This window comes from Arthrobacter sp. D5-1 (assembly GCF_017357425.1).
In the GTDB taxonomy this organism is placed as follows: Bacteria; Actinomycetota; Actinomycetes; order Actinomycetales; family Micrococcaceae; genus Arthrobacter.
In genome coordinates, this window is sequence record NZ_CP014572.1 from 241,065 (window position 1) to 261,263 (window position 20,199).

At 61.1% G+C, this 20,199-nt stretch carries 16 protein-coding genes and 3 pseudogenes; 7 read left to right on the top strand and 12 right to left on the bottom strand.

What is annotated here, in order from left to right; all coding sequences use genetic code 11:
• Positions 1-35 precede the first annotated feature (35 nt).
• The 8 genes and pseudogenes from istB to AYX22_RS23245 all read right to left on the bottom strand — a co-directional run bounded on the left by istB (position 36) and on the right by AYX22_RS23245 (position 9,365).
• The gene (gene istB / locus AYX22_RS23210; protein WP_011691635.1) at positions 36-851 is read right to left on the bottom strand and encodes an IS21-like element helper ATPase IstB; all 816 of its coding nucleotides are present in this window, start codon (positions 849-851) and stop codon (positions 36-38) included.
• Positions 848-2,014: pseudogene (locus tag AYX22_RS23215) on the bottom strand (IS21 family transposase); the annotation flags it as partial. The pseudogene AYX22_RS23215 and the gene istB, both read right to left, overlap by 4 nt.
• 648 nt (positions 2,015-2,662) lie before the next feature.
• Positions 2,663-5,020 (bottom strand): tyrosine-type recombinase/integrase, encoded by a 2,358-nt coding sequence (locus AYX22_RS23220; protein WP_207597712.1) that lies wholly within the window; start codon positions 5,018-5,020, stop codon positions 2,663-2,665.
• Positions 5,020-6,249, bottom strand: coding sequence for a site-specific integrase (locus tag AYX22_RS23225; RefSeq protein WP_207597713.1), 1,230 nt, complete (start codon positions 6,247-6,249; stop codon positions 5,020-5,022). The genes AYX22_RS23220 and AYX22_RS23225 overlap by 1 nt, the downstream gene beginning before the upstream one ends.
• Positions 6,250-6,343: 94 nt before the next feature.
• A pseudogene (locus AYX22_RS23230) lies at positions 6,344-6,856 on the bottom strand (IS21 family transposase); the annotation flags it as partial.
• A gap of 273 nt (positions 6,857-7,129) precedes the next feature.
• The gene (locus tag AYX22_RS23235) at positions 7,130-7,522 is read right to left on the bottom strand and encodes a hypothetical protein (RefSeq protein WP_142940405.1); all 393 of its coding nucleotides are present in this window, start codon (positions 7,520-7,522) and stop codon (positions 7,130-7,132) included.
• A gap of 410 nt (positions 7,523-7,932) precedes the next feature.
• Positions 7,933-8,475, bottom strand: a complete 543-nt coding sequence (locus AYX22_RS23240) for a hypothetical protein (RefSeq protein ID WP_207597714.1) — start codon at positions 8,473-8,475, stop codon at positions 7,933-7,935.
• 542 nt (positions 8,476-9,017) lie between these two features.
• Complete coding sequence (locus AYX22_RS23245) at positions 9,018-9,365, bottom strand: hypothetical protein (protein WP_142940407.1); 348 nt, start codon at positions 9,363-9,365, stop codon at positions 9,018-9,020.
• A gap of 445 nt (positions 9,366-9,810) precedes the next feature.
• On the opposite strand from AYX22_RS23245, the gene AYX22_RS23250 reads away from it, so the two are divergent.
• The 3 genes from AYX22_RS23250 (at position 9,811) to AYX22_RS23260 (ending at position 12,852) form a co-directional block, all read left to right on the top strand.
• Complete coding sequence (locus AYX22_RS23250) at positions 9,811-10,191, top strand: STAS/SEC14 domain-containing protein (RefSeq protein WP_165450225.1); 381 nt, start codon at positions 9,811-9,813, stop codon at positions 10,189-10,191.
• Between the two features lie 339 nt (positions 10,192-10,530).
• Positions 10,531-12,219: a hypothetical protein gene (locus tag AYX22_RS23255; protein WP_142940409.1), complete on the top strand. Its 1,689-nt coding sequence runs from the start codon at positions 10,531-10,533 to the stop codon at positions 12,217-12,219.
• A gap of 186 nt (positions 12,220-12,405) precedes the next feature.
• Positions 12,406-12,852, top strand: a complete 447-nt coding sequence (locus tag AYX22_RS23260; protein WP_142940410.1) for a hypothetical protein — start codon at positions 12,406-12,408, stop codon at positions 12,850-12,852.
• Between the two features lie 19 nt (positions 12,853-12,871).
• Here the strand turns inward: AYX22_RS23260 and AYX22_RS23265 are convergent, their stop codons facing one another.
• Together AYX22_RS23265 and AYX22_RS23270 are read right to left on the bottom strand one after the other, a co-directional pair.
• Entirely contained in the window at positions 12,872-13,966 is a 1,095-nt protein-coding gene (locus AYX22_RS23265; RefSeq protein ID WP_142940411.1) for an IS110 family transposase, read from the bottom strand.
• 328 nt (positions 13,967-14,294) lie between these two features.
• Positions 14,295-14,765, bottom strand: a complete 471-nt coding sequence (locus AYX22_RS23270) for a hypothetical protein (protein WP_142940412.1) — start codon at positions 14,763-14,765, stop codon at positions 14,295-14,297.
• Positions 14,766-14,854: 89 nt separating this feature from the next.
• On the opposite strand from AYX22_RS23270, the pseudogene AYX22_RS23275 reads away from it, so the two are divergent.
• From AYX22_RS23275 to AYX22_RS23290, 4 genes and pseudogenes are all read left to right on the top strand, one after another.
• A pseudogene (locus tag AYX22_RS23275) lies at positions 14,855-15,148 on the top strand (SOS response-associated peptidase family protein); the annotation flags it as partial.
• 198 nt (positions 15,149-15,346) lie between these two features.
• On the top strand, positions 15,347-16,534 hold the full coding sequence (locus AYX22_RS23280; protein WP_142940530.1) for a tyrosine-type recombinase/integrase: 1,188 nt from the start codon (positions 15,347-15,349) through the stop codon (positions 16,532-16,534).
• On the top strand, positions 16,521-18,656 hold the full coding sequence (locus tag AYX22_RS23285; RefSeq protein WP_142940529.1) for a tyrosine-type recombinase/integrase: 2,136 nt from the start codon (positions 16,521-16,523) through the stop codon (positions 18,654-18,656). The genes AYX22_RS23280 and AYX22_RS23285 overlap by 14 nt, the downstream gene beginning before the upstream one ends.
• Entirely contained in the window at positions 18,657-19,097 is a 441-nt protein-coding gene (locus AYX22_RS23290) for a DUF6262 family protein (RefSeq protein ID WP_238703541.1), read from the top strand.
• A gap of 8 nt (positions 19,098-19,105) precedes the next feature.
• On the opposite strand, the gene AYX22_RS23295 is transcribed toward AYX22_RS23290, so the two are convergent.
• Together AYX22_RS23295 and AYX22_RS23300 are read right to left on the bottom strand one after the other, a co-directional pair.
• The gene (locus tag AYX22_RS23295) at positions 19,106-19,528 is read right to left on the bottom strand and encodes a low molecular weight phosphatase family protein (protein WP_142940527.1); all 423 of its coding nucleotides are present in this window, start codon (positions 19,526-19,528) and stop codon (positions 19,106-19,108) included.
• A complete protein-coding gene (locus AYX22_RS23300) occupies positions 19,528-20,184 on the bottom strand; it encodes an arsenate reductase ArsC (RefSeq protein WP_142940526.1) in 657 nt (218 codons plus the stop codon). The genes AYX22_RS23295 and AYX22_RS23300 overlap by 1 nt, the downstream gene beginning before the upstream one ends.
• Positions 20,185-20,199 lie beyond the last annotated feature (15 nt).

The window sequence follows — 20,199 nt, forward strand, 5'->3', positions numbered from 1 at the left end:
TATGTGTTCGTGGGGCGGGCGGCCGCGGCTACCTTTTAGTGCGCGTTCCTTGTCAGGCTGTGGGCGAGGCGGTAGGAATCGGTGCCGGTTTCGATGATGGTGCCGTTGAACGTCAGCCGGTCAACGATCGCGGCGCAGAGGCGCGGGTCGGTGAATGTCTTGGTCCAGCCGGAGAACGACTCGTTGGAAGCGATGGCGATGGAGTTCTTCTCTTCGCGTTCGGTGAGGACCTGGAAGAGGAGTTCGGCGCCGCGCCGGTCCAGTTCCATATAGCCGAGCTCGTCAATGCAGAGCAGGTCCACTCGGCCGTATCTGGCGATGGTCTTGGCGAGGACTTTGTCGTCGGCGGCTTCGACGAGTTCGTTCACGAGCCGGGTGGCCAAAGTGTATTTGACCCGGTATCCCTTCTCCGCCGCGGCGGTGCCCAGCCCGATAAGCAGGTGGGATTTGCCGGTTCCGGAGTCCCCGATCAGGCATAGCGGTGCACCTTTTCGAATCCATTCGCCGGTAGCGAGGGTATGGATGGTAGCGGGGTTGATGTTCGTGTTCGCGTCGAAATCGAAATCACCGAGCCATTTATCCCGGGGAAAGTTCGCGGCTTTGACGCGTCGGATTGAGGAGCGACGGTCCCGGTCATCGCATTCGGCCAGCAGCAGCTCGGCCAGGAAGCCTTGGTAAGAGAGTTGTTCCTTCCCCGCGACGGTCAGAGCTTCGTCCAGAACCGCCCGGATGGTGGGCAGGCGCAATCGGCGGCATGCTTGGTCCACGGCCGCGACCGCGGCCTGCTCAGTCAGACCGCGGCGCCGTCGCAGGGTTGGGGTGATGGTGGTGGCCGGTGCGGTGGGGCTCATGAGATGTTTTCCTTCGACGCGGTTCCTGCGGAGTGTTCGGTGCGTTTGGCCAGCAGCTCGTCATAGGCGCTGATCGCCGGGAGCGGCCGCTTGTCTGGAGGGAGCCCGGCGATGACCGCCGCCGGGTCCATCAGCCGGCGCTGGGTCAGGCTGACAACTCGTTGCACTTTCGCTTCAGCATGAGCACCGCGATGACGGTCAGGACGGGACCCACCAGCAGGGATGCTGGAGGCATGTCGGCGGCCTTCAACCGCCACGACGTCGGCACTGACGGCACCTACTCCAAGGGCTGCGGTGATCCCTGCCTCGATGTCTTCGGCTTCCATCGATCGGTGCAGCAGCAGGACGTCAATCAGTTCACGGGTCCCCGCGGCATCACCGTTGACCCTGCGCGAGGCAGACCAGAAGGCGTCATGGGCGCTGGTGAAAGCACCCGACTCCCGCGCCCTGGCCAAAGCAGTGGAACCAGGCAAAGCGCCGGGCTTGGTCTTGAGGACCTCCAGATAATGGTCCAACTGGACCGACTGCCCGCCCTTGGCAATAATCCGCTGGTGCCGGGCCGCCACCGCGCGGCCGTCGAACACCACAACTTCGGATGCCCGCAATGAAACCCGGACCCGCCGACCGATGAACCGTGCTGGCACCGAGTACTTCACCATCCGCACGGTGATCATTGAGGACCGGTCCACTCTCGGGTTCAACACCAGACCGGGATCGAACTCGTCGGCCGGCAACGGTGCCAGGAACGGGCGCTCGGCGGCGAAGTCCTGGCCGATAGTGCGGATCCTGCCATCAATCCGCCGCTGATCGTCTTGAACCTCCCGGCTCCGGATCCAGTCGTTGAGCTCATCAAGGGACCTCGCCACGGGCATCGGGGTCAGCCGGTTGCGGCGGAACCAGCCCACCTCGCCCTCGACCCCGCCTTTCTCGTGAGCGCCGGCAAGACCTGGCTGGCAATAAAAGGCATCAAATCCATAGAACGAGCGAAACAACACCCACCGGTCATTCTCCAGGCGGTTCCGCCCCTGACCGAACACCACGGCCCTGACGGCACTGGTGAGGTTGTCATAGCGGATATGTTTGACCGGCACGCCGCCGATCTCGTTGAACGCCTCGACGTGGCCTTCCAGAAACGCTTCCTGGGCCTGGGTGGGGTAAATCCTTCTCTGCACTAAATTTCAGGCGCTTGAGTCTGTGATCGCAGCGACAATGGCGTGGTTATGTCCCCGGTAAATGCCTCGGCGTCGGTTGGTGAACCACCCACGGGATAGTCCGCGGCACTACGCTACCTATCCAAGGTTGTTCCAGTGGGCCGTGGGGCTAGGCTAAGCGCATGGACTTCGGGGGCAGGAAAGAACGGCAACAAGTATGAATGGCAATCCTGGCCGTCCGATTCACTGGAGGGCATGCCGCCAAAGCGAAGACGCCTTGTTGTCTGGGGGCTGTGGTGGTTTCTCCTCCTAGGCGTGCTGTTGGGTAGTGCTTTAGATGCAGCGAACATTCCGCAACCCTGGCGCACTTTGTTGGCCGTCGCAGGTCTGGCCGCTGTATTCGGTCCGTTGACCCGTGGGGCAGTGATTGAAACGCGCCAGCTTCGCGCCGAAGGTATCGACTTACCGTCTTATCCGGTGACCCGCAAGACACTTATTTTTACAGCTGTCATCACCGCTATTCTCTGGATCATTTTCGCCTTCCTCGTCGCTAATGACAGGCCCACGTTTCCGCTTCTCCCAATCGTCGGAACTGTCTGGTTGGGCTATCAGTGGCTCCGCCTCCGGCCTCTCAAGGCGCCTGTTCAGCGTGGCGATGGGTCAGCTTAGAGCGTGGGCGCCTGCGTCGCCCTGGTCGCTCTGATGACTGAGTCGTTCGGCCTGCCGTCTTTTGCTGGCAATGTGGCGGAGGCTTTCTTTCAAGGCTGAGACTTCGCCGAGCCATTGCATGCGGTGGGCTTCTTCGAGGCGCTCGTGAGCGTTGCGTTCGATCTCCAGCAGACGGGGTAGTTGCTTCGGTGACATGCGGAGCATGGGGCAGCGAACGCAGGCGTGTTCGTGTTGGCATGGAGTGCCGTAAGGCCGCTCGCAACTGCCCAGGGCTACTTTCCGGAGGCTGAAGTGGTCGCGGAACTCTTTCCATTCTGTGTCGGTGGGTTCGCGGTATTCTTCACTCGGACGCCGGGCGCGGCGTTGGTCGACGAACTGCCTGTAGTGGCTGATCACTTCTTCCGGATAGACCGCGACGTAGCCTTGCGTGGTGTTCAGATCGAGGTGTCCCAGCACTTTCGCGGCGATGTGGATCGGAAGACCACCGTTGACGGTCTCGGTGGAAAAGACGCGTCGGAAGTCGTGTGGGGTGAACGTCAACGCTGTGCCATCGACATCGGTGAGGTCTGCCTGCCGGGCAAGGTCGGTGAGAAGTTCGCGGATCCGGCCCGGTGGGAGGACCTGCAGCCGGTGGTGGGTGCGGCGTTGGAACAGGTGCGGCAGCGGCGGTCCGAAGAGACGTTCGTAGGTGTCGTAGCGCTGGAGTAATGGCACCTTGCCGTCGTCATTCTTGATGCGGCGGATGATCCGGGCCAGCACCGCGACGAGGTCCGGGTCGGCGGGGATGACACGTTCGCGGTCGGTCTTGGATGGGCTGATCTGCAGCAAGGGGACCATCTCGCCGGTCGGTGCCTGATATTGGCGCAGGCTGACATGCGTGAGCTCGAGCATTTCCTCGATCCGCGCTCCTGTTCTGCGCAGGACCTCGATGGCGGCCCAGGTCCAGAATGCGTTGTCTTCCCATCGTTCGGCATCGAACCGGGGGCCGGGTTCATCGAGCGGAGTCACGAACAGCGCGGTGGGACGCCATTTGCTGCCGGCGCGGCCAGTGCGTCGATAGCGCAGTTCGTCGACGACGAACTCCTCGCCGGGTTCGGCCTCGCGGACGGCTGTCAGCAACCGGCCAGCCCGGCCGAGCTGGTCCTCGGCCACGGTGATTAGCTGCGGAAGAACCGGGATCAGTGTTCGGGTGCGTTGCTGCATGCGAGCTTGGCGCTGACGGGTTTCTTTGACGTAGCCGCGGATGTCGGCTTGGCCGATCGGGCAGGGAGCGGCCCACTGCGCCCATCGTGCGGGGTCTTCCAGCGACCATTGCAGCAGGTCGAGGTAGAAGGCACGGACCGTGAACAACGCCGTGTGGGCGGTGCGGCGGGGTTTGCCGTTGGGCAGTGTCCGGATCCGCTTCTTCCAGTCCTGCGCCACGGAATCCGGCAGCTGCAACGAAGAGATCCCGGGATGGTGGCGTTCGAGATCGCACCAGAACAGGTCCACCAGCACCTGAACGTGGTTGAGTAGTGAACCGTAGTCGAGCCCGGCGGAGCGCTCGACGAGGTAGTGCACGAGCACGTCGCGGACGGCCCTGTTGATGATCGGGTAGCGGTCGACGAGTTCTGCGACCGTCAGCTGCCCGCGGTTCCGTGCCTGCCGCAGCGTCGGGGGCAACCCGCTGAGACCACCGATGGCGTGCAGGATCTCATAGGCCATTGGGAGCGAGGCGACAGTGCGTCCGGAGTCCTGTCGCGCGATTGCGTACTCCTCGAAGTCTTCGAGGTCCAGAGCGCGCAACCGCTTGCCCGTGACGATCGCCATGCGGGTCAGCAGGTTCAGCGCCTCGGCGGAGTACTCCGTGCCCCCACCAGGGCCAGCGGCCTTCTGTTCAAGTGCGGCAAACGCTTCGGTCTGGTTATGGCGCCGGAATGTCGCGTATACACCGAGGAGCCGGCTGCCCGACAGCCAGGCATAGGACGGGCGAACGGCCCGCAGAACGATCAGGATGCCCAGCCCGGCGGTGAGTCGGTTGCGCAGGGCCGGAGTGTGGTTCGGCGGTCCCCACTCGTGACCGCTGTGGTCGCTGCCGCTAAGTAGCCAGCGCTCCTGCCAGTCCTCGCCAGGGAAGGTTTCCAGCCACTCCAGGATGCGGGCCAGCGCCAGGTCCTGCCGCCATTTCTGCTGGTATGTGGGGTTATCGAGCAGCGCGGCGGCCAGCCTGCCGAGCTCGTCCCGGGTCGCCGTTTCGCGGCCGTTGGACACCAGCTCCGGAGCCAGCTCTGGAGTCCGCGGGAACTCCAGCGTCTGCGGATCCTGCCGGCTGACCGCGGTGCGGGCGACCCGCCCATGTCGGGTGGCCATCACGCCGGACCAAACACATCGGCCAGATCCTGGGGGTCGTAAGACCAGCCGACCAGGGGCCGCGGCTGCGGTTTGGGCCGCGTGTAGTGCTGGTGCACCTTGGCGATCACCTCGTCGGTCTGCGGGCGGAGGTAGCCGCCAGTTGTGCTGATCTGGCGGTGCCGCATCACGTGCTGGACGTCGACGAGACTCACGTTCGGGTCTTCGATCAGCCGCAACCCCAGGGTATGCCGGAGATCGTGGAGGGTGATGTTGGCGCCGATGCGGTCATTGATCCGGCGCAGCACCGCCCGCAATGCAGTGTAGGTCAGCGGTCGCAGCGGTTGCCGCCGAGTCCACCACAGCGGCTCATCCGGTTCGGGCCGGTGGCCCTCGTCGGCGAGCTCAGCGAGATAGAGCGCCAGCCATGCGAATGCCTCGGGCGCGGCCGGGCAAGCTTCTTTCGCCCCGCCCAGCCCCTTGGTCCGCACGTAGATCCGGCCGTCGCCCGGGTGGGTGTCCGCGACCGTGAGGCCCAGCATCTCGTCGGCCCGCGCGCCGCTGGACAGGAACATGCTGAACAGGGCGCGGTCCCGGTTGCAGCCGAGCCCGTCGAAAAGGTCCTCGACGACGTCGTCCGGGACCGCGCGCGGTGGTCGTTCGGGTTGCTTCTGTCGATAGGTGCCGCGCCCGTGCAGCCGGAATGGTTCCATCGGATTGTGGTGGGCGTTGGGTCGGCGGCCGGCCCTTGACCGCGGCGGCACCGGTGAGACCACGGGTCCCTGACCGGTCTGCAGCTGGAAGTCGTAGAACGCCGAGATTACAGCCAGCGCGTGGTTGATCGTTGCCGGTGCATACCCGGCGGCCAGATAAGGTTTGCCCGTCCGCCGATTGACCGACCCAGCCGCGGGTGCACCCGGGCGACGGCGGTCCCGAGCAGGGTTGTGACTCGTGCGCAACCACAGCACGAAGTCACGCACGTCTGAGCGTTGAGCGCGGTCCCAAGACACACCGACCGCTGCCAGGAACCGGAACCAGCGCAGCAGGTCATAGCCGTATGACCGGCAGGATGCCGGACTGTTTCCGCAGGCCAGCAGTTCGCGCAGGTACTCGCTGACTGGTTCGAGCACAGCGCCCGAGCCGTCGACAACCACCCAGGGCAAAACCGAGTCGTCGTTCGCCTTCACGCTGCCGATTCTCGCTACGACAAGCCCGTTCAGCTGTTTGCCAAGTCCTTGCTCGTGTTCCATCGCTTCTCCGTCCTCAAGCCCCCACTTGAGAACAAAGCGTTCCCGGCGACGCTGCCGACAACGCGGAAGACACGCCGGTAGTGCGGTCAACGGTCCGATGGATGGCCCTGCCCGAATGCGATAACCGGAAGATGAACATGTGGCATTTCGTCTTTACCCCGTCCAGCACGATCCAGACTTCACCGAAGTCCACTTCCGCTTCCGCGCCCGGGGCGTGCTCCTGAGGAACAAATACCTCAACCCGGCGGCCGGCCTCCACATCGATCTGCGCCCGGCGGACCCGAACGTAGTCACGCACCGTCGAATACGACAACTCGTCCGCTCCATGCTCCTCGATGAGCCGGGCAAGAATCCTCCGGGCAGTGTGACGCTGCTTCCTCGGCGCCGTCGTGTCCTCGACGAGCATGGCGTCGATCGTCGGTTTATAAGGATCAAGCCGCGGCGAGGACCGTACAGGAGTTTTACGCTCTGGCGGGACCGGGGAACTTAACGCCTTACGCACGGTTTTCCGCGCCACCTGGTGCCTGCGGGCAAGCTCCCGGATTGACGCGCCCTCCACCCGGGCATCCCTCCGAATCTGCGCGAACAACTCCACTCTTGACCCCATCCCGGCCCTCCCGTCGTCGATCCAACACTGGATGGATCAACGTTCACAGGTGGGTACCATTCAAGCCGTCATTAGGTTCGGCATGTCCGGCTGGTGGGTACCGTTCGGGCCGTCCTAGTGGGCTCCGATCAGACTGTCATACTCAGCTCACCCACTTTTGCTGTTCTTCGTTCGGGAAAACACTCATGCTAGCTCTCCAGTCCTAAAGCTTCGCCCGCAGATGTGGCAACACTACTCGCGCACTGACAGAACTATGTTGTAAAAGGACTCTCCTCAAACGATGGGGCCACCAAGACCCGAGCGTGTCCGGGAGGGTGCGACCAGACCTTTGATGGAACAAGCTTGGACGACATCGCGGTGAGGGGCCGCCGAGGATAGCTTTTGCCGCTTCAGATAACGGCCCCGAATCAAGTCCTGCAGTACGTCTTCGACGGGCACGGCCAACCGCCAGGTCCCGCGTCCGCCATCTGACTGCCCTGGCAACAGGTCGGTTGCGTTGCCGGAACCGCGCCTGCACCGATCAACCAGAACATAGACCTGCCGCAGGGACACACCCAGCTGCGCTGCAGCTTCGGCCGCAGCGCTGAGCCCTATTACGTCCCGCTGCGACAGGGGAGTGATCACGGCGGCGGTTCGGACCGCGGTATCCCAGTCCTCTTCGGTCATGGCCTATAGGCCATGACCGAAGAGCGGAACATCGTTGTCCGTCATTTCGTCACCGCGGGAACAGGGCCGAGAACAGAACACCCATACGAAAAACCTAGTCCAGAGCCGTGGGACGCGAAATGACTCGTTTGTGCAGCCGGCTTCGATTACTACGTGGTCATAGGCGGTTGCGCACACCGCGGAATAGAGAGGACATCAGTGCAAGCGACTGCGAACAATGACAGTTCGTGTCAGTTCGGATGGGTGGGGGAGTGTCCCACTGAGGGTGTCCCAGTTCTAAGGAAATGGACACTGATGGTTAGGTTTGTCCCACCCAGCGGGTCCCTATTACGCCTTACGGTGGCCGAATGCATCAAGTTAACCGACTCGCGAGGAATGGGCCGGATAATGCCCATTTTCGCGGATAGCCATCATTGGTATCTGGCAGGCAGATCTGTGGGCTGGGTATGGAGAGCGCATGTCTCCACGAGGACGTCCCAAGCTTTGGCCCTGTCGTCGTTTATGCCTCTCGACTTCGCCCACTGACCGGGAGTCATGGTACTCCCGGGCTCTCCGAGGTAGAGGTTAAGATCGGCGTAGTCGGAGATTCCGACCCTCAGGGTGCTGTCTGCGACCCTGTACGAAAGCCTCTTGAGGTCTTCGAACAACACCTTGAGGTCCTGCTGGTTAAAGATGGACTCCGGGTGTTGGTGCCACCAGGCGTGAACGCCGATGGCTCTGATTTCGAGACAAGTCTCGTCATTGGACAGCGGGTGGGTGCCAGAACTGCCGTGGAAAACCGGGCCGTGTACGCCGCCGGCCGTGGCTTGCCCTGTTGCACTCCCGGTCGTTGTCGAGGACGCAGAACTGATTCCGTTAGTCGTCGTCTCAGTGCTGATTGTTCCGCTTGCCGTGCAGCCCGACAGGGAGAAAAGAATGACAGCTGCCAGGGCCTTGGCAGCACCGTGGGTCAAAGGATTTCCTTTTGATTCGCGCCATTGTTTAAGGCGAAGTCTACGCCCGGCCCCAATTCCGAGGAAGACAGCGACCGTGAGCAGCGCAGGCGGTTTCAGACGCTCTCACCAGGGTGTCAAAATTCCTCAGGCTGCCAGGCTCATCAGAGGACGTGCAGTTTTCTTGTGAGCTATCAAGCCGGCGATACCGAGATGCTCGTTGACTAACCCAGTCGGCCCCGGGAGCTGGCCACTGAGGTCCACCGCGGGTGGCGGCTGTGAGTGGTTGCGCCTGTAAAGGCTGGTGTTGGCTTGGACACTTTGGCTGTAGAGGATCGGTCTGAGAATGTTGAGCAGCTGCGGTGGAACATAAGGCGGGTCCGTGGCGAGGCTAAGAGAAGCACAGCAGTTCCTAGGCTGCCGTTGACGGCCACGGTACGCGGGAGTCTCGGCTCCGGATTCAAGACAGCGTTCCGCCAATAGCGTCACACTTCCAGGGAAGCGGGACGCTTCATTTGCGCTCTTGTTACTTGCCAGCCGCCCGGAAACCCGGCCGGGAAGTGCTATTGAGGAGCAAGGGCTGCACACAGGTCTGTCGCTGTTCCATTGAGCGAGAAGGACGTGTAGACGAAGGTGGACGATTCCATCGTCACGCGAGTATGGCCGTTGACGCTTAGGAGCAGGCCTGGGTATTCGACCAGTCCATAGGGCCCTTGGTCTCCAGGAAAGAGGGTCATGAACAGCTGACCACTGGTCTCAAATACAATGTCGCCTTCCACTGAAGAAGGCCAATCCGTGGCATGGAAGCGGCTGCGATGTACGACCGACTTTCCGGTGTCCACATTGGTGAGTGTTGGGTCGGCGATGTCGTGCGTCACGATCCGTCCATCAGCGAACTCGGTGATCGTCACCCGGACACTCTCGGCTTCTGCGGCGACGGGGAATGTACAGCCTTGACCCGCCGGTATTACGAAGGGCTCCGGAACTGTGATGACCGTTCGAGTTGGCTTCGCGCCTTCCGCAGCCGAAGCGGGGCACATCACTCCCACCGCCGACATGAGCACGACAACCAGAAATGTGCATCCTAGCCGTCTGGCTACGTTCATGACCTGTTCTCCGCCCTTGGGACGACAGCGCCACCGCGTGTAGGTGGGTCCGTTAACTCTAGATTCCTCCCCACGAGGCAACATGTCGATGGCCCGGCGCATGCAGAAGCGACGACCGCGCAAATCGCAGAGTCAGAGTTGGTGGGGAGAATCCCGTTACTTAGGAAGTGGAACGGATAATAATGCGGCGTTTAGAGTGCCGCACGCCTGAGGAAGCGGCTAGTCTAGGCTTCACTGGCGAAGGGGAGCTATGAAACCAATCACTGTGGACGTCGGCAAGGGCACGCTGGAACTCGATTCGGAGGGAATTCTCCACCTTGTGTGGAAGCCGTCCACTGTTCTCGAAGCTGATGATGTCCATGCAGCCATGGCAAGGCTCAATGAAGTGGCCGACGGCGCCGAGTATCCGATGCTGATCGACATAACAAACACCAGAGCCGTAACTCGTCCAGCCAAGGCCGTTTTCAGTACCAAGTGTGCTGCGTCGCGAATTGCCCTGCTTGGTTCAAATCCCGTAAATCGGGTTGTCGCAAACTTTGCTATGGCACGCCGAACCCTCCCATGTCCCACCCGGTTTTTCGCCTCCCGCGGCGAGGCCATGACCTGGCTTCGCGGTAGTCCGCTTCCGTAATTCCACTGGTCCAGAGCACCCCAACCTGGCGTGCCATGAGGAAGATGTGTGGAGCTTTCCTGACTGCTGCTTCTTCGGACCGGAACATGGCGGCGACTTCATTGGTCCCCAAGCCAAGCCGCAGGACGACGATGCAACCTCCACGCACACTAACCCCGGCTCCTGCTGTGACCAGAGGAAGAAGCCCAGGGCCTTCGTTCGGGCACAACGAGCGCCGGGGTGTCCTTCCGGAGGGTTTCGCCATGTAAGAAGCCGGGCCGCGCATCGGACATGATCCCTGAAGGCCGGGAAAGGGAGTTATCGTCCAGAGCGCGAAGTAGTTGGGCAGGATGCAGCTCCATGGCAGGTTCGAATCCACGGACTTCGATTCGACGGGAAGTGTCCCATCAAGGGGTGTTCCAGTTCCAAGGAAGTGGGACGGGAAACTGTGTAGCGTGTAGGGAGCCTTCACCGACTTGCTGGTGCGTTTCAGGACGACAGAGTCCTGGACAGGAACTTTCGGGTAGGTTTCTGGTCATGCGAGCAGCTGCAGATCCCTGGGTTCCTGAGGTCATTGGTAGATATTCCCTGTTCAGGCAGGCCACCAGGCGTCATGCGCCATCGGAGCTTATCCCGGCCGTAGCGGCGGCAGCAGCGAAACGCGCCTACGACAAACCTGCGCAAAAGCTGAAAGGGATCCATCCCTGGGTTTACGCTGCAATGGCGCGTGACTGCATGCTGTACAGCAATGAGAGACGGTCCAAACCCGTCGATGACAATGCTCTTCGGCAGATGCACAACTACTTCCTCGACTCACCCGGGTGGGATCACTCGCAGGAATCCACGACCAGTATCTTTACCATGTTGTTGGGGATGGCCTATGAGCAGACCTGGTATCAAAAAAATCCGAAGAACGAACTCGCACGGTCCTACCTGCTCTACACAAAGACGGAAACGCCAGGGCTTTGGCAGCCGGAAGCAGATGAATGGCAGGAGGTGCTGGGCGCACCGTTCCAAACCGCTCTGACGGCGTCCTTCATCCTCTACGCCCTCAGTTGCTCCCATGCCGGAACGTTTGATCCGAAATGGCCAGAAAGCCATGGCTACTCGAAGTTTGAAGGTCTTATCCCTGCCAAAGAACTTCTGAGGGTATTGGACTTGTTGACCACGACCGTTGAACAGGCGAAGGACCGTGCCAAAGAAATGCCGGTGCCGGCGGGACGTTACGCGTTCAACCCCTTAATCGAACGCCCCTTCGTTGACCTGGGGGACGGTCTGCGGTACGCGCCACAGCCGCACTTCGTCCTTCGGGCTTTTGAGACGCAGAACGTGTATTACCGGGCCATGGCTCGATGGGGTGACCGCTTCGGGCAGGTTTTCGGAAGCAAGGTCGAAGCGTACACGGGCATGCAACTCCGGCACACCGGTGAGCAAACCGTCATCCCGGAATTTACGTGGGAAAAGAAGAAAGCCGGGGTCATGCGGTCCTCGGACTGGTTTGTCGTTACTCCAGCTGCCACGATCCTCATCGAGTGCAAATCGGCGCGCATGACACTCGAAGCGCGTGCCGGCAATCAGAAGGCAGAAAGCCTCCTCGATCAGTACGTTGGAAAGGCATACCGGCAGCTGGCCAAAAACGCTGAGGAACTTAGAGCGGGAAACCCGAACTTCAGCCACATCCCCGCCGACCGACCACTGATCGGTTTGGTTGTCACGGCCGAACGGATGTTCGGGTCCAACTCCGACCGAATGCGCAGCAGATTCGGCACCCCATCGCTCCCAGTCCTGACAGCCTCATTGGAAGACGTTGAAACTCTGTCCTCGCTTCCCCCCGAAACCTTGGGCGAAGTCCTGACCGAAATTCTGGAAGATGCTCATCTGGCAAACCAGAGCCTCACGGATGCGGTCGTAAGAGTGATCGGACCCGAAGCAATACCGAAGAACCAACTGATCGAAGACACCTTTAACGAACTCACGCCCTTTTCCCGCGTAGAAGAGGCCCTCAATCGGGCCGGGGACACAAGCCCGGGATTCCCAAGTGGAGCATAACTGGGTTGAGCTCGACTAAGAAATAGTGCCGTACCGCTAGGGGAGACGGCCGCCCGAGGTTTGGATGCTTCTATATTCGTCAAGCAAAAAAGCCTTGGGGCGCTTAGGCCTTCTTTCGTATGACAAGACCCACCGAGAGCAGTGCGGTAGCGTCATTGGCACGGTATGCGCGACTGGGGGAAACAGATGATGAAGCTCAAACTCACGGCAACGATTGCACTGCTGACGGTTCCACTACTGCTGGGAGGCTGCGCCAGCAATGGGTATGGCATTGCTGCGCTGAAGGCTCCTGCAGGACCGAAAGATGTCGTCCCTGAGGATGTCAAGCTTCCTTTTCTGGAACAGGTTGATGCTACAACTCTTCGTTTTCTGGTCGAAGAGGACGGTCGACAGTACTTTGCAGCGCAGAGTACCGACGGCGCCCAAGCCTGTCTGGCGGTATTCCATCTCGATCAGCAAATCACCGATTACGCGGGATGTGCAGTTGCAGCCGGCAGCTCCAGCAATAAGATCGTGACCGTGAGCGGGACAGATAGAAGACCCGCAGCCCTGGTGCGAGACAACGCTGACACCGCTCAGTTGGAGTCTGAAGGCTTGAGGCGCATTCATCAGAACGTGTATGTAGGCGAGTAACCGAAGAGTCCAGCTGGTACTAATACTGCGCTGACCCTTGGGGTATGGATTTCGAGGGTGCCGCATCTTCGGTCTCTCCCTTTAGAGTTCTGTAAATCTGGCGGCTGATGTATCGCTTAAGACTGCGGATGATTTCCTTCTTCGTGCGACCCTGGCTTGTTCGTTTTGCGACGTAGTCTTTGGTAGCTGGGTCGCGGTTCATTCTGATGAGGGCGATGGTGTAGATCGCCTTGTTGAGTTGCCGGTCACCGCCGCGGTTCAGCCTGAATCTGGTGGTGCCACCTGATGAGGCAGGAACGGGGCACGTGCCGGCCAGAGCTGCAAATTCGGCCTCCGAGCGCACTCTGCCGGTGTGCGACCAGGCGGTGAGGATGATTGCGGCAAGCACTGGGCCGATTCCGTAGATATTCAGAAGGGCAGGCTGGACTTGCTGCACGAGCGTCTCAAGTTCTGCGTGGTTTTGGGCCATTTGTTCCCGCAGAGTCAGGATTTGCTTTGCTAACTTGACGGCTTCGCGGCGGCATGTTTGAGTTCCGAATTCCTCCTCCCGTTCCCTCCAGGCTGCGATGGTGTTGATCTGGGTGACCGTCAAGGGTTTGCGGGCATCCATGCCGAGGTCCACGATGCGCAGGAGGGCCGTCAGAGCGTTGATGGCTGCTGTGCGTTCGCGGGCCATAGATCGGCGCGCATTAGTGAGGACCCGTAGTGCCATCTGGTTCTGGCCCGACCGGGGTTCCCGAAGTCGGTCCATAGGGATGCTCAGGGTAGCTCGTGCTGCGCGGGTCGCATCGATGGAATCGGATTTGCCCTGGTATCGGCCCAGTTGTTGGTTAGGGACGGGTGCTTCGGTGACTTGGAAGCCGGCGTCGGATGCTTGTTGCCTTAGTTTGGCGCCGTACGATCCTGTTCCTTCCATGGAGAGTAGAACCTGCTCAGGAGAAGCGTCGGTGCGGCGCAGAATCCAGGACAGGGCGCGGTTGCCTCCGGTTGCGGTGGCAGGGAATGTTTCGTTCGCTCTTTCTCCACCGCTTGCGGTGTCGATGATCGCGAGGGTATGCGTTTTGGCGTGCGTATCAATGCCGACGACGAAGTCGAAGTGCTCTGCCACAATCATCTTTTCCTCCTGGGTGCCGGGAATGGAAGCCCATCGGTGGGTTACTGCGTGGCAGGTCTGTAATGGGCCACACCCGGTGGGCGGGTGGGCATGCTTCTAATCAGGCCAGCGCTGTAGACAGAACCGATGCCGGGCCCGGCCAAGGCGGACATATCCAAGAAAGCGCACTCCGGAAACTCAATCCGGAGGCAATACCATGGGTGAGCCACACCCTGGCCAGGCCACAGCATCAGACTGCCAGCTGCTCACGGAGCAACCGGGTAAAGACTTACAGACCATGGGGGTCTATTCCGAGATTTACATGTGCACAGCCTCGGGTGTACCTGATTCAGTTTGGGTTGGTCGGTACGAGCACTCCGATGAGCATTAAGACGAGCCAGAGGGTGTAGATGGTTCCGGCGATGAGTATGAGGATAAGGATTCGGGCTACCCAGTCGACGCCGCGGAACTTGTTGGTGTTCCTGTAGTCGTTTATGTGGAGGGTGACCAAGGGGCCGATGACGAGAGCGAGGGTGGTGAGGCCGGCGAGCAGTACCCACGCGTTTTGCCATGGTTCGTGTTGCCCGGTGTAGACGCACCAGATGGTCAGCGCTTCTCCTGCGCCGATGAAGATCAGGACGATGGCCATGCCGACGGACTGAAAAAAGTTCGTGTCTCTTCCTACCCGCCCGGTTTCGTCTGTTTCGTCCGGTTTCCCCCCGTACCGCATTGGCACGCGTTGGAGGACCTTCGATTCGAAAGCTGCCGCCAGCAGAAGCACCGGAATGACCTGGGCCATCAGGGCATGAAAGTTGTTCACACATGAAATCTTGACAGACCACTCAGACAACCCCGGGCATCAGCTTGGGGATTTGTGGGCAGAATGGTCTCATGTGCGGCAGATATGTAATGTCCAAAGCAACGAGCGATCTTCTGAGTCATTTCGAGGCGAAGGAAGTTGAGGGCAGCCCGCCGGGGCCGAGCTGGAACGTCGCCCCGACCCAGAACGTCCCCATCGTGGCCGAACGCTTGGATGAGGGCGCCCTTGACCGGCGCCTGCTTATCGCCCGGTGGGGCTTGGTGCCGTCCTGGGCCAAGGACACCAAGATGGGTTCCAAAATGATTAATGCCCGGAGTGAGACGATCCTGGAGAAGCCTTCCTTCCGCTCGGCCGCGGTGAAGCGCAGAGCCATCTTGCCTGCTTATCCGGTACAGCTTCCGCCCGGACTTTAACGTCTTCGACAGAGATTGATGGCAGGAATGCTCTGTTGAAGACGGGGCTATCCGGTACTCGTCTTCATCGGCCGGTCCGCATCTTTCCCTTCGGTGTTCACTTCTAGTCCCACTCGAATTGGCTTCCGCACATGAAGCTGATGGGGGAGTGGAACGGGGAGCTGATCTATGGTGCGAGTCCAGCGGGTTCAAAGCGATGGCGCAGAAACCACATGGACAGTTCTCGGAGACGACTTCCTCCCGGTTCCGGAAATTGAGCTCTACTTCGAGCACCTGAGGCAGACCGGTCATTCCCCCAACACCGTTAAGTCCTACGCACGCTCCCTCTGCTTGTGGTGGGAGTTTCTGGGACTTCGCGGGCGTGCTTGGGACCACGTAGAACTTGAGGACTTGTCGGCCTTTCTGGCATGGATTCGTACAGGCCTTCCGCCAGAGGTGGTTATCTTTCGCGGGACCGCCACGTCGTCCCGGATTGCTCCTTCAACTGCTGCCCTGAGGGTTCAGGGCGTGCGCTCCTTCTATGCTTTCCATCAGTGGCGCGGGTACGATTTCGGGTCGATTGTCTACTCCGACCGCCCGTCCCGGAGCCCGTATCTGCCGTTTCTGGGTCATACCAGTCGTGGACTGCGCCGCAGCGCTTCGGTAAGTGTCCCGAAGCGACGGTCCAGCGCTCCTGTCCTGACGGTTCGGCAGATCGACGCGATCAAGGATCACTGTGGTCGGTTCGATCCGAAAAAGAGGGAGTGGAGCGGGTCTGTCCGGGACCTTTTGCTTTTCACCTTGTTGGAGGAGACCGGGCTTCGGTTGGGCGAGGCACTCAGTTTGCAGCATCGGGACTGGCGTGCCGGGCGTGGGGAGAACGCCTACCTCGAGGTCGCTCCGCGCGATGACCACCCATACGGGCTGCGGGTCAAGGGCTCCCGATACCGCAAGATCCATATCTCCGATGGCCTGGACAGGCTCTACGCCGAATACGTCTGGCAGTTGTGCGAAGCCGGCATGGACTTGGCTGTGACGTCCATGGATGAGGCATACGTGTTCGTCAACCTCAGGATGGGGCATGAGTTCAAGCCCCTGCGGGCAGAGACCGTCTATAAACGCGTCGGGCGCATTCGCAGGGCCCTGGGCTCTGCGGTGCCGCCGGACTGGACGCCTCATTGGTTCCGCCACACCCACGCCACGGCAATGCTCCTGGCAGGTGCCCCGCTCCATGTGGTGAGCCGGCGTCTCGGGCACTCTGACGTTCAGACAACCCTGAATCTGTACGCCTGGGTCACCGATGACGAGGAACTCCGTTCCCTTGCCGACTGGCGAAGAATGACGAATCGATGGAGAGTCCAGGATGAAATCGGCTGACGCGCGAACCCTTGAGGCACTGAGCCTCAATGGCAGAAACCCATTCACCACCCACGCCAACCAGGCGTTGGGAAACCAGGTCCCAGCGGAGATGCAATTGCTCCACTACACCCGGACCACGATCCCCGAACAATACCTGCCGTTCTTCGCCTACTACCACGCCAAGATCGGGAACATTCACCTGGACGGGCTCCCACCGGTGATGCAGAGGGAAATGCAGTACGTCATCTGGAGCATCGTCAAAGGTGGTGGCCGTGTTCCCTGCTCGCCGCTGGGACTACTCATGAGGGAACTGGCAGAGACCTCCCGCCGGTTGAAAGCAGAGGGGAAAGCCGCGGAAAGCCTGATGGACCGCACCCCATCCCAATGGCGGAAAGAGCTCAGCAGTTCCTGGGCGAAAAGAACCCGGGCGCTGCCGAACCCCTCGACCCTGCGAACCATCACCGGGCCTCTGGACCGGGCCTCGAAGTTGTTGTGGTTCGCCTACGATGACGGTCCCTGGTGGAAACGGGAAGTCTGGTCACTGGACTTGGACACCCGCATTCCCCGGGGGCGGAACATCCCTCCGAAGACGGATGCCATCCATTGGCACGAAGTCACGCCGGCCTGGCTGAGGCTGGGAGCGATGCTCTACGTCAAGACTGAGCTGGAACGGGGTGACATCGCCTGGGGGACAGTGCTGCAGCGACACCACGGGATTAAAGTTTTCGGCAGATTCCTCACCCTCAGAGGTGTCGATACGCCCCTTCTCGCCAGGAATGCCCAGGAGCGCAGGGCCTTGATCCTCGACTTCCTCACCGAGAGCGCCTTCACGACCCAAAACGGCCGCCGACGCGAGCAGTCAGGCATTTCCTCGATCGTCGCAGCCGTCCGGGGGCTGTATGAGTTCATGGTTGATCATGCCGAGGACGCGGCACAGACCGGAATCGACGCCCGCTGGACTACATTGTCCCCGGACTACCTCCGCCTCATACGCCCGGGCGACCTCCCACGAAAGTCGAAGAAAGAGCCGCTCGACGAAACCCGACTCTATTCCGACCACACGATGTCCCAAATCGCCCTGCACGCACCATTGCTGGGGGCTTCAAGGACAGACGGAGGTCTGGGAGATCCCCAAGCGATGCGGATCCTCCTTTTGCTCATCGCGACAGGTCGCCGCGCGAGCGAAATCTGCATGATCGACGTCAATCCCTTGATACCTGTTCCGGGAGCCGAGGACCCGGGATCGGACAGAATCGCCAAGCTGCGATACCAGCAGACCAAGATCGACGGAGCACCCGAAACGATCTTCATCGATTCCGAGGCAATTGAGATCATTGCCGAACAACAGCGATGGCTCAAAGACCACCTTCACCGAAACCAAATCACAGAGCCTCCGCAGTATCTGTTCATCCGGAGCCATAACAACCTGCACGGTCAACGCCCCTACAGCAGTAACGTCTTCCGTACGCAGCTGCGAAAGCTGGTAGATCTCGCCGACATCCGCGACGAAAACGATCAACCACTCAAACTCGCCAGAACCCATAACTTCAGGCACACCAAGGCAACGAACCTACTCAACGCCGGCGTCCCACTTCACGTCGTTCAGCGATACCTGGGCCACACCACCCCCGAGATGACCATGCACTACGCCCAGACCCTGGACGCGACGGCCAAAGCGGAATTCATCAAGTACCGAAAACTCACAGCCGAGGGCAGCCGGCCGGTTATGTCCTCGGAGGACCTCTACGAGCTTATGGCTTTGGATGCCCGCACCGACCGAGTCTTGCCGAACGGGTGGTGCACGCTCCCGCCGGCCCAGACCTGCGGCAAAGGCAACGCGTGCCTGACCTGCGACCTGTTCGTCACGGACGAACGCTTCCTGGGCGTCCATGAGGGCGAGCTCGTTGCACTGGATACTCTGGTCGAGAAACGCCAGGAGGCCCACCAACAACGAACTGGCGAGCCGATGGGCGAAAACCACGTGTGGCTGACCCTCCGGCGTCGAGAACAGCGTGCCTTGGGAAGAATCGTCGAGGCCATCAAAGACCCTGCACGCGGCAAGTCTCCCGTGGCCGGAGCTGGCACGCCGGCACGGACTGAGTCCGACATTCACCGGGCACCACGTCAGGTCACCGGGTAAATGGTCCGGGGCAACACCGAGAATCTTCGGCTGGCCGCCCAGACGAAACGCGATGCCGCTTTGGCGCGCGCCGAGAAGGGACTGCGAAGGCTCCTCAAAGCCGGCCGCCCAATCACATTCCAAACCGTGGCAGCAGAAGCAGGAGTCTCCAAAGACTTCCTCTACCGGACCAGCGACCTGCGCGAACGAATCATGGATCTCCGCTCCAAAACCACGCCGGGGAGCGAACCAAAGCGTGACCATCCACGGAGCGAACCGCCGCATCCCGACACCAGCAGCATCGTCAGGACTCTGGCGGCCAAACTTGCCGCGGAGCGATCAACCAACGGGAAAAAGATCGCCGAGCTCGAAGCCGCCCTCGCAGCAGCCCACGGCGAAATTCTCCAGCTTCGGCGCCGGAATCCCTGCCCACCGCCTCGCACCGCGCCATCCGGGCAGTAGGCGCGGGATCAGTTCGTGCTGTCGGTGAGGTCGTTGTAGAGGGCCTGCACGCGGGTTTTGATGTCGTCGCGGACCAGGCGCATGCGTTCTATGCCCTCGATACCGCGGGTAGAGGGTTCGTCGGTTTCCCAGATCTCAAACCGCTTCCCGGCAGGTGCGTCGAGTTTGGCTTCAGTGCCGAGGACGATGACGGCGTCCACGAGGTTCAGGACCTCGTCGGTGACGGGTTTCGGGTATTCACCGGTGACGTCGATGCCCAGCTCCGTCAGTGAGTCCACGGCTTGGCCGTTCAAGGACTCTGCGGGTTTGGTGCCTGCGGAGTAGACGGTGATGTTGTCCCCGGCGAGGTCGCGCATGAGACCTGCGGCGAGTTGGGATTTGCCGCCGTTCTTGCTGCAGACGAAGAGGACCGCGGGGTGTTCGGTTGTCATTAGAGGGCTGCTTCTTTCGTGAGGGAGGCGACCAGGGTTTTGACCCGGTCGTGGATCTGGTCGCGGATGTCCCGGACGGTTTCCAGCGATTGGCCGGCGGGGTCGGTGAGGTCCCAGTCTTCGTAGCGTTTGCCGGGGTAGATTGGGCAGGAGTCCCCGCAGCCCATGGTGATGACGACGTCGGAAGCCCGGACGACATCATCGGTGAGCGGTTTGGGGTATTCCTTGCCCAAGTCCAGGCCCATCTCGCTCATCACGGTCACGACGGTCTGGTCCAGTTCGGAGGCCGGGAGGGACCCGGCGGACCGGACCCGGATCCTGCCTTTGGCTTCGACGTTGAGCAGAGCGGCGGCCATTTGGGACCGGCCGGCGTTCTGGACGCAGACGAATAAAACTTCGGGCACGTCGGAGACGATGGCGCCCTTGGATTTGGCCAGGGCGTGGAGCCTGTCGTTGGCGAAGTGCTCGGTGGTCGCGGGCAGGTAGGCGCTGATCTTCGCGGTCCTGGCCAGGGCGGTGTAGGACTCGAAGACGTAGCGTTCGACGGTTTCGGCGGCGAACGTTCCGGCGTAGCGGTCGGCGAGGCGGTTGCTGATCCGGTGCAGGACTTCGGTGTTGTCCTGCAGTCCCAGCGTTGTTTCCTGGTGGTCGGTCATGGCAGTACTCCCTAG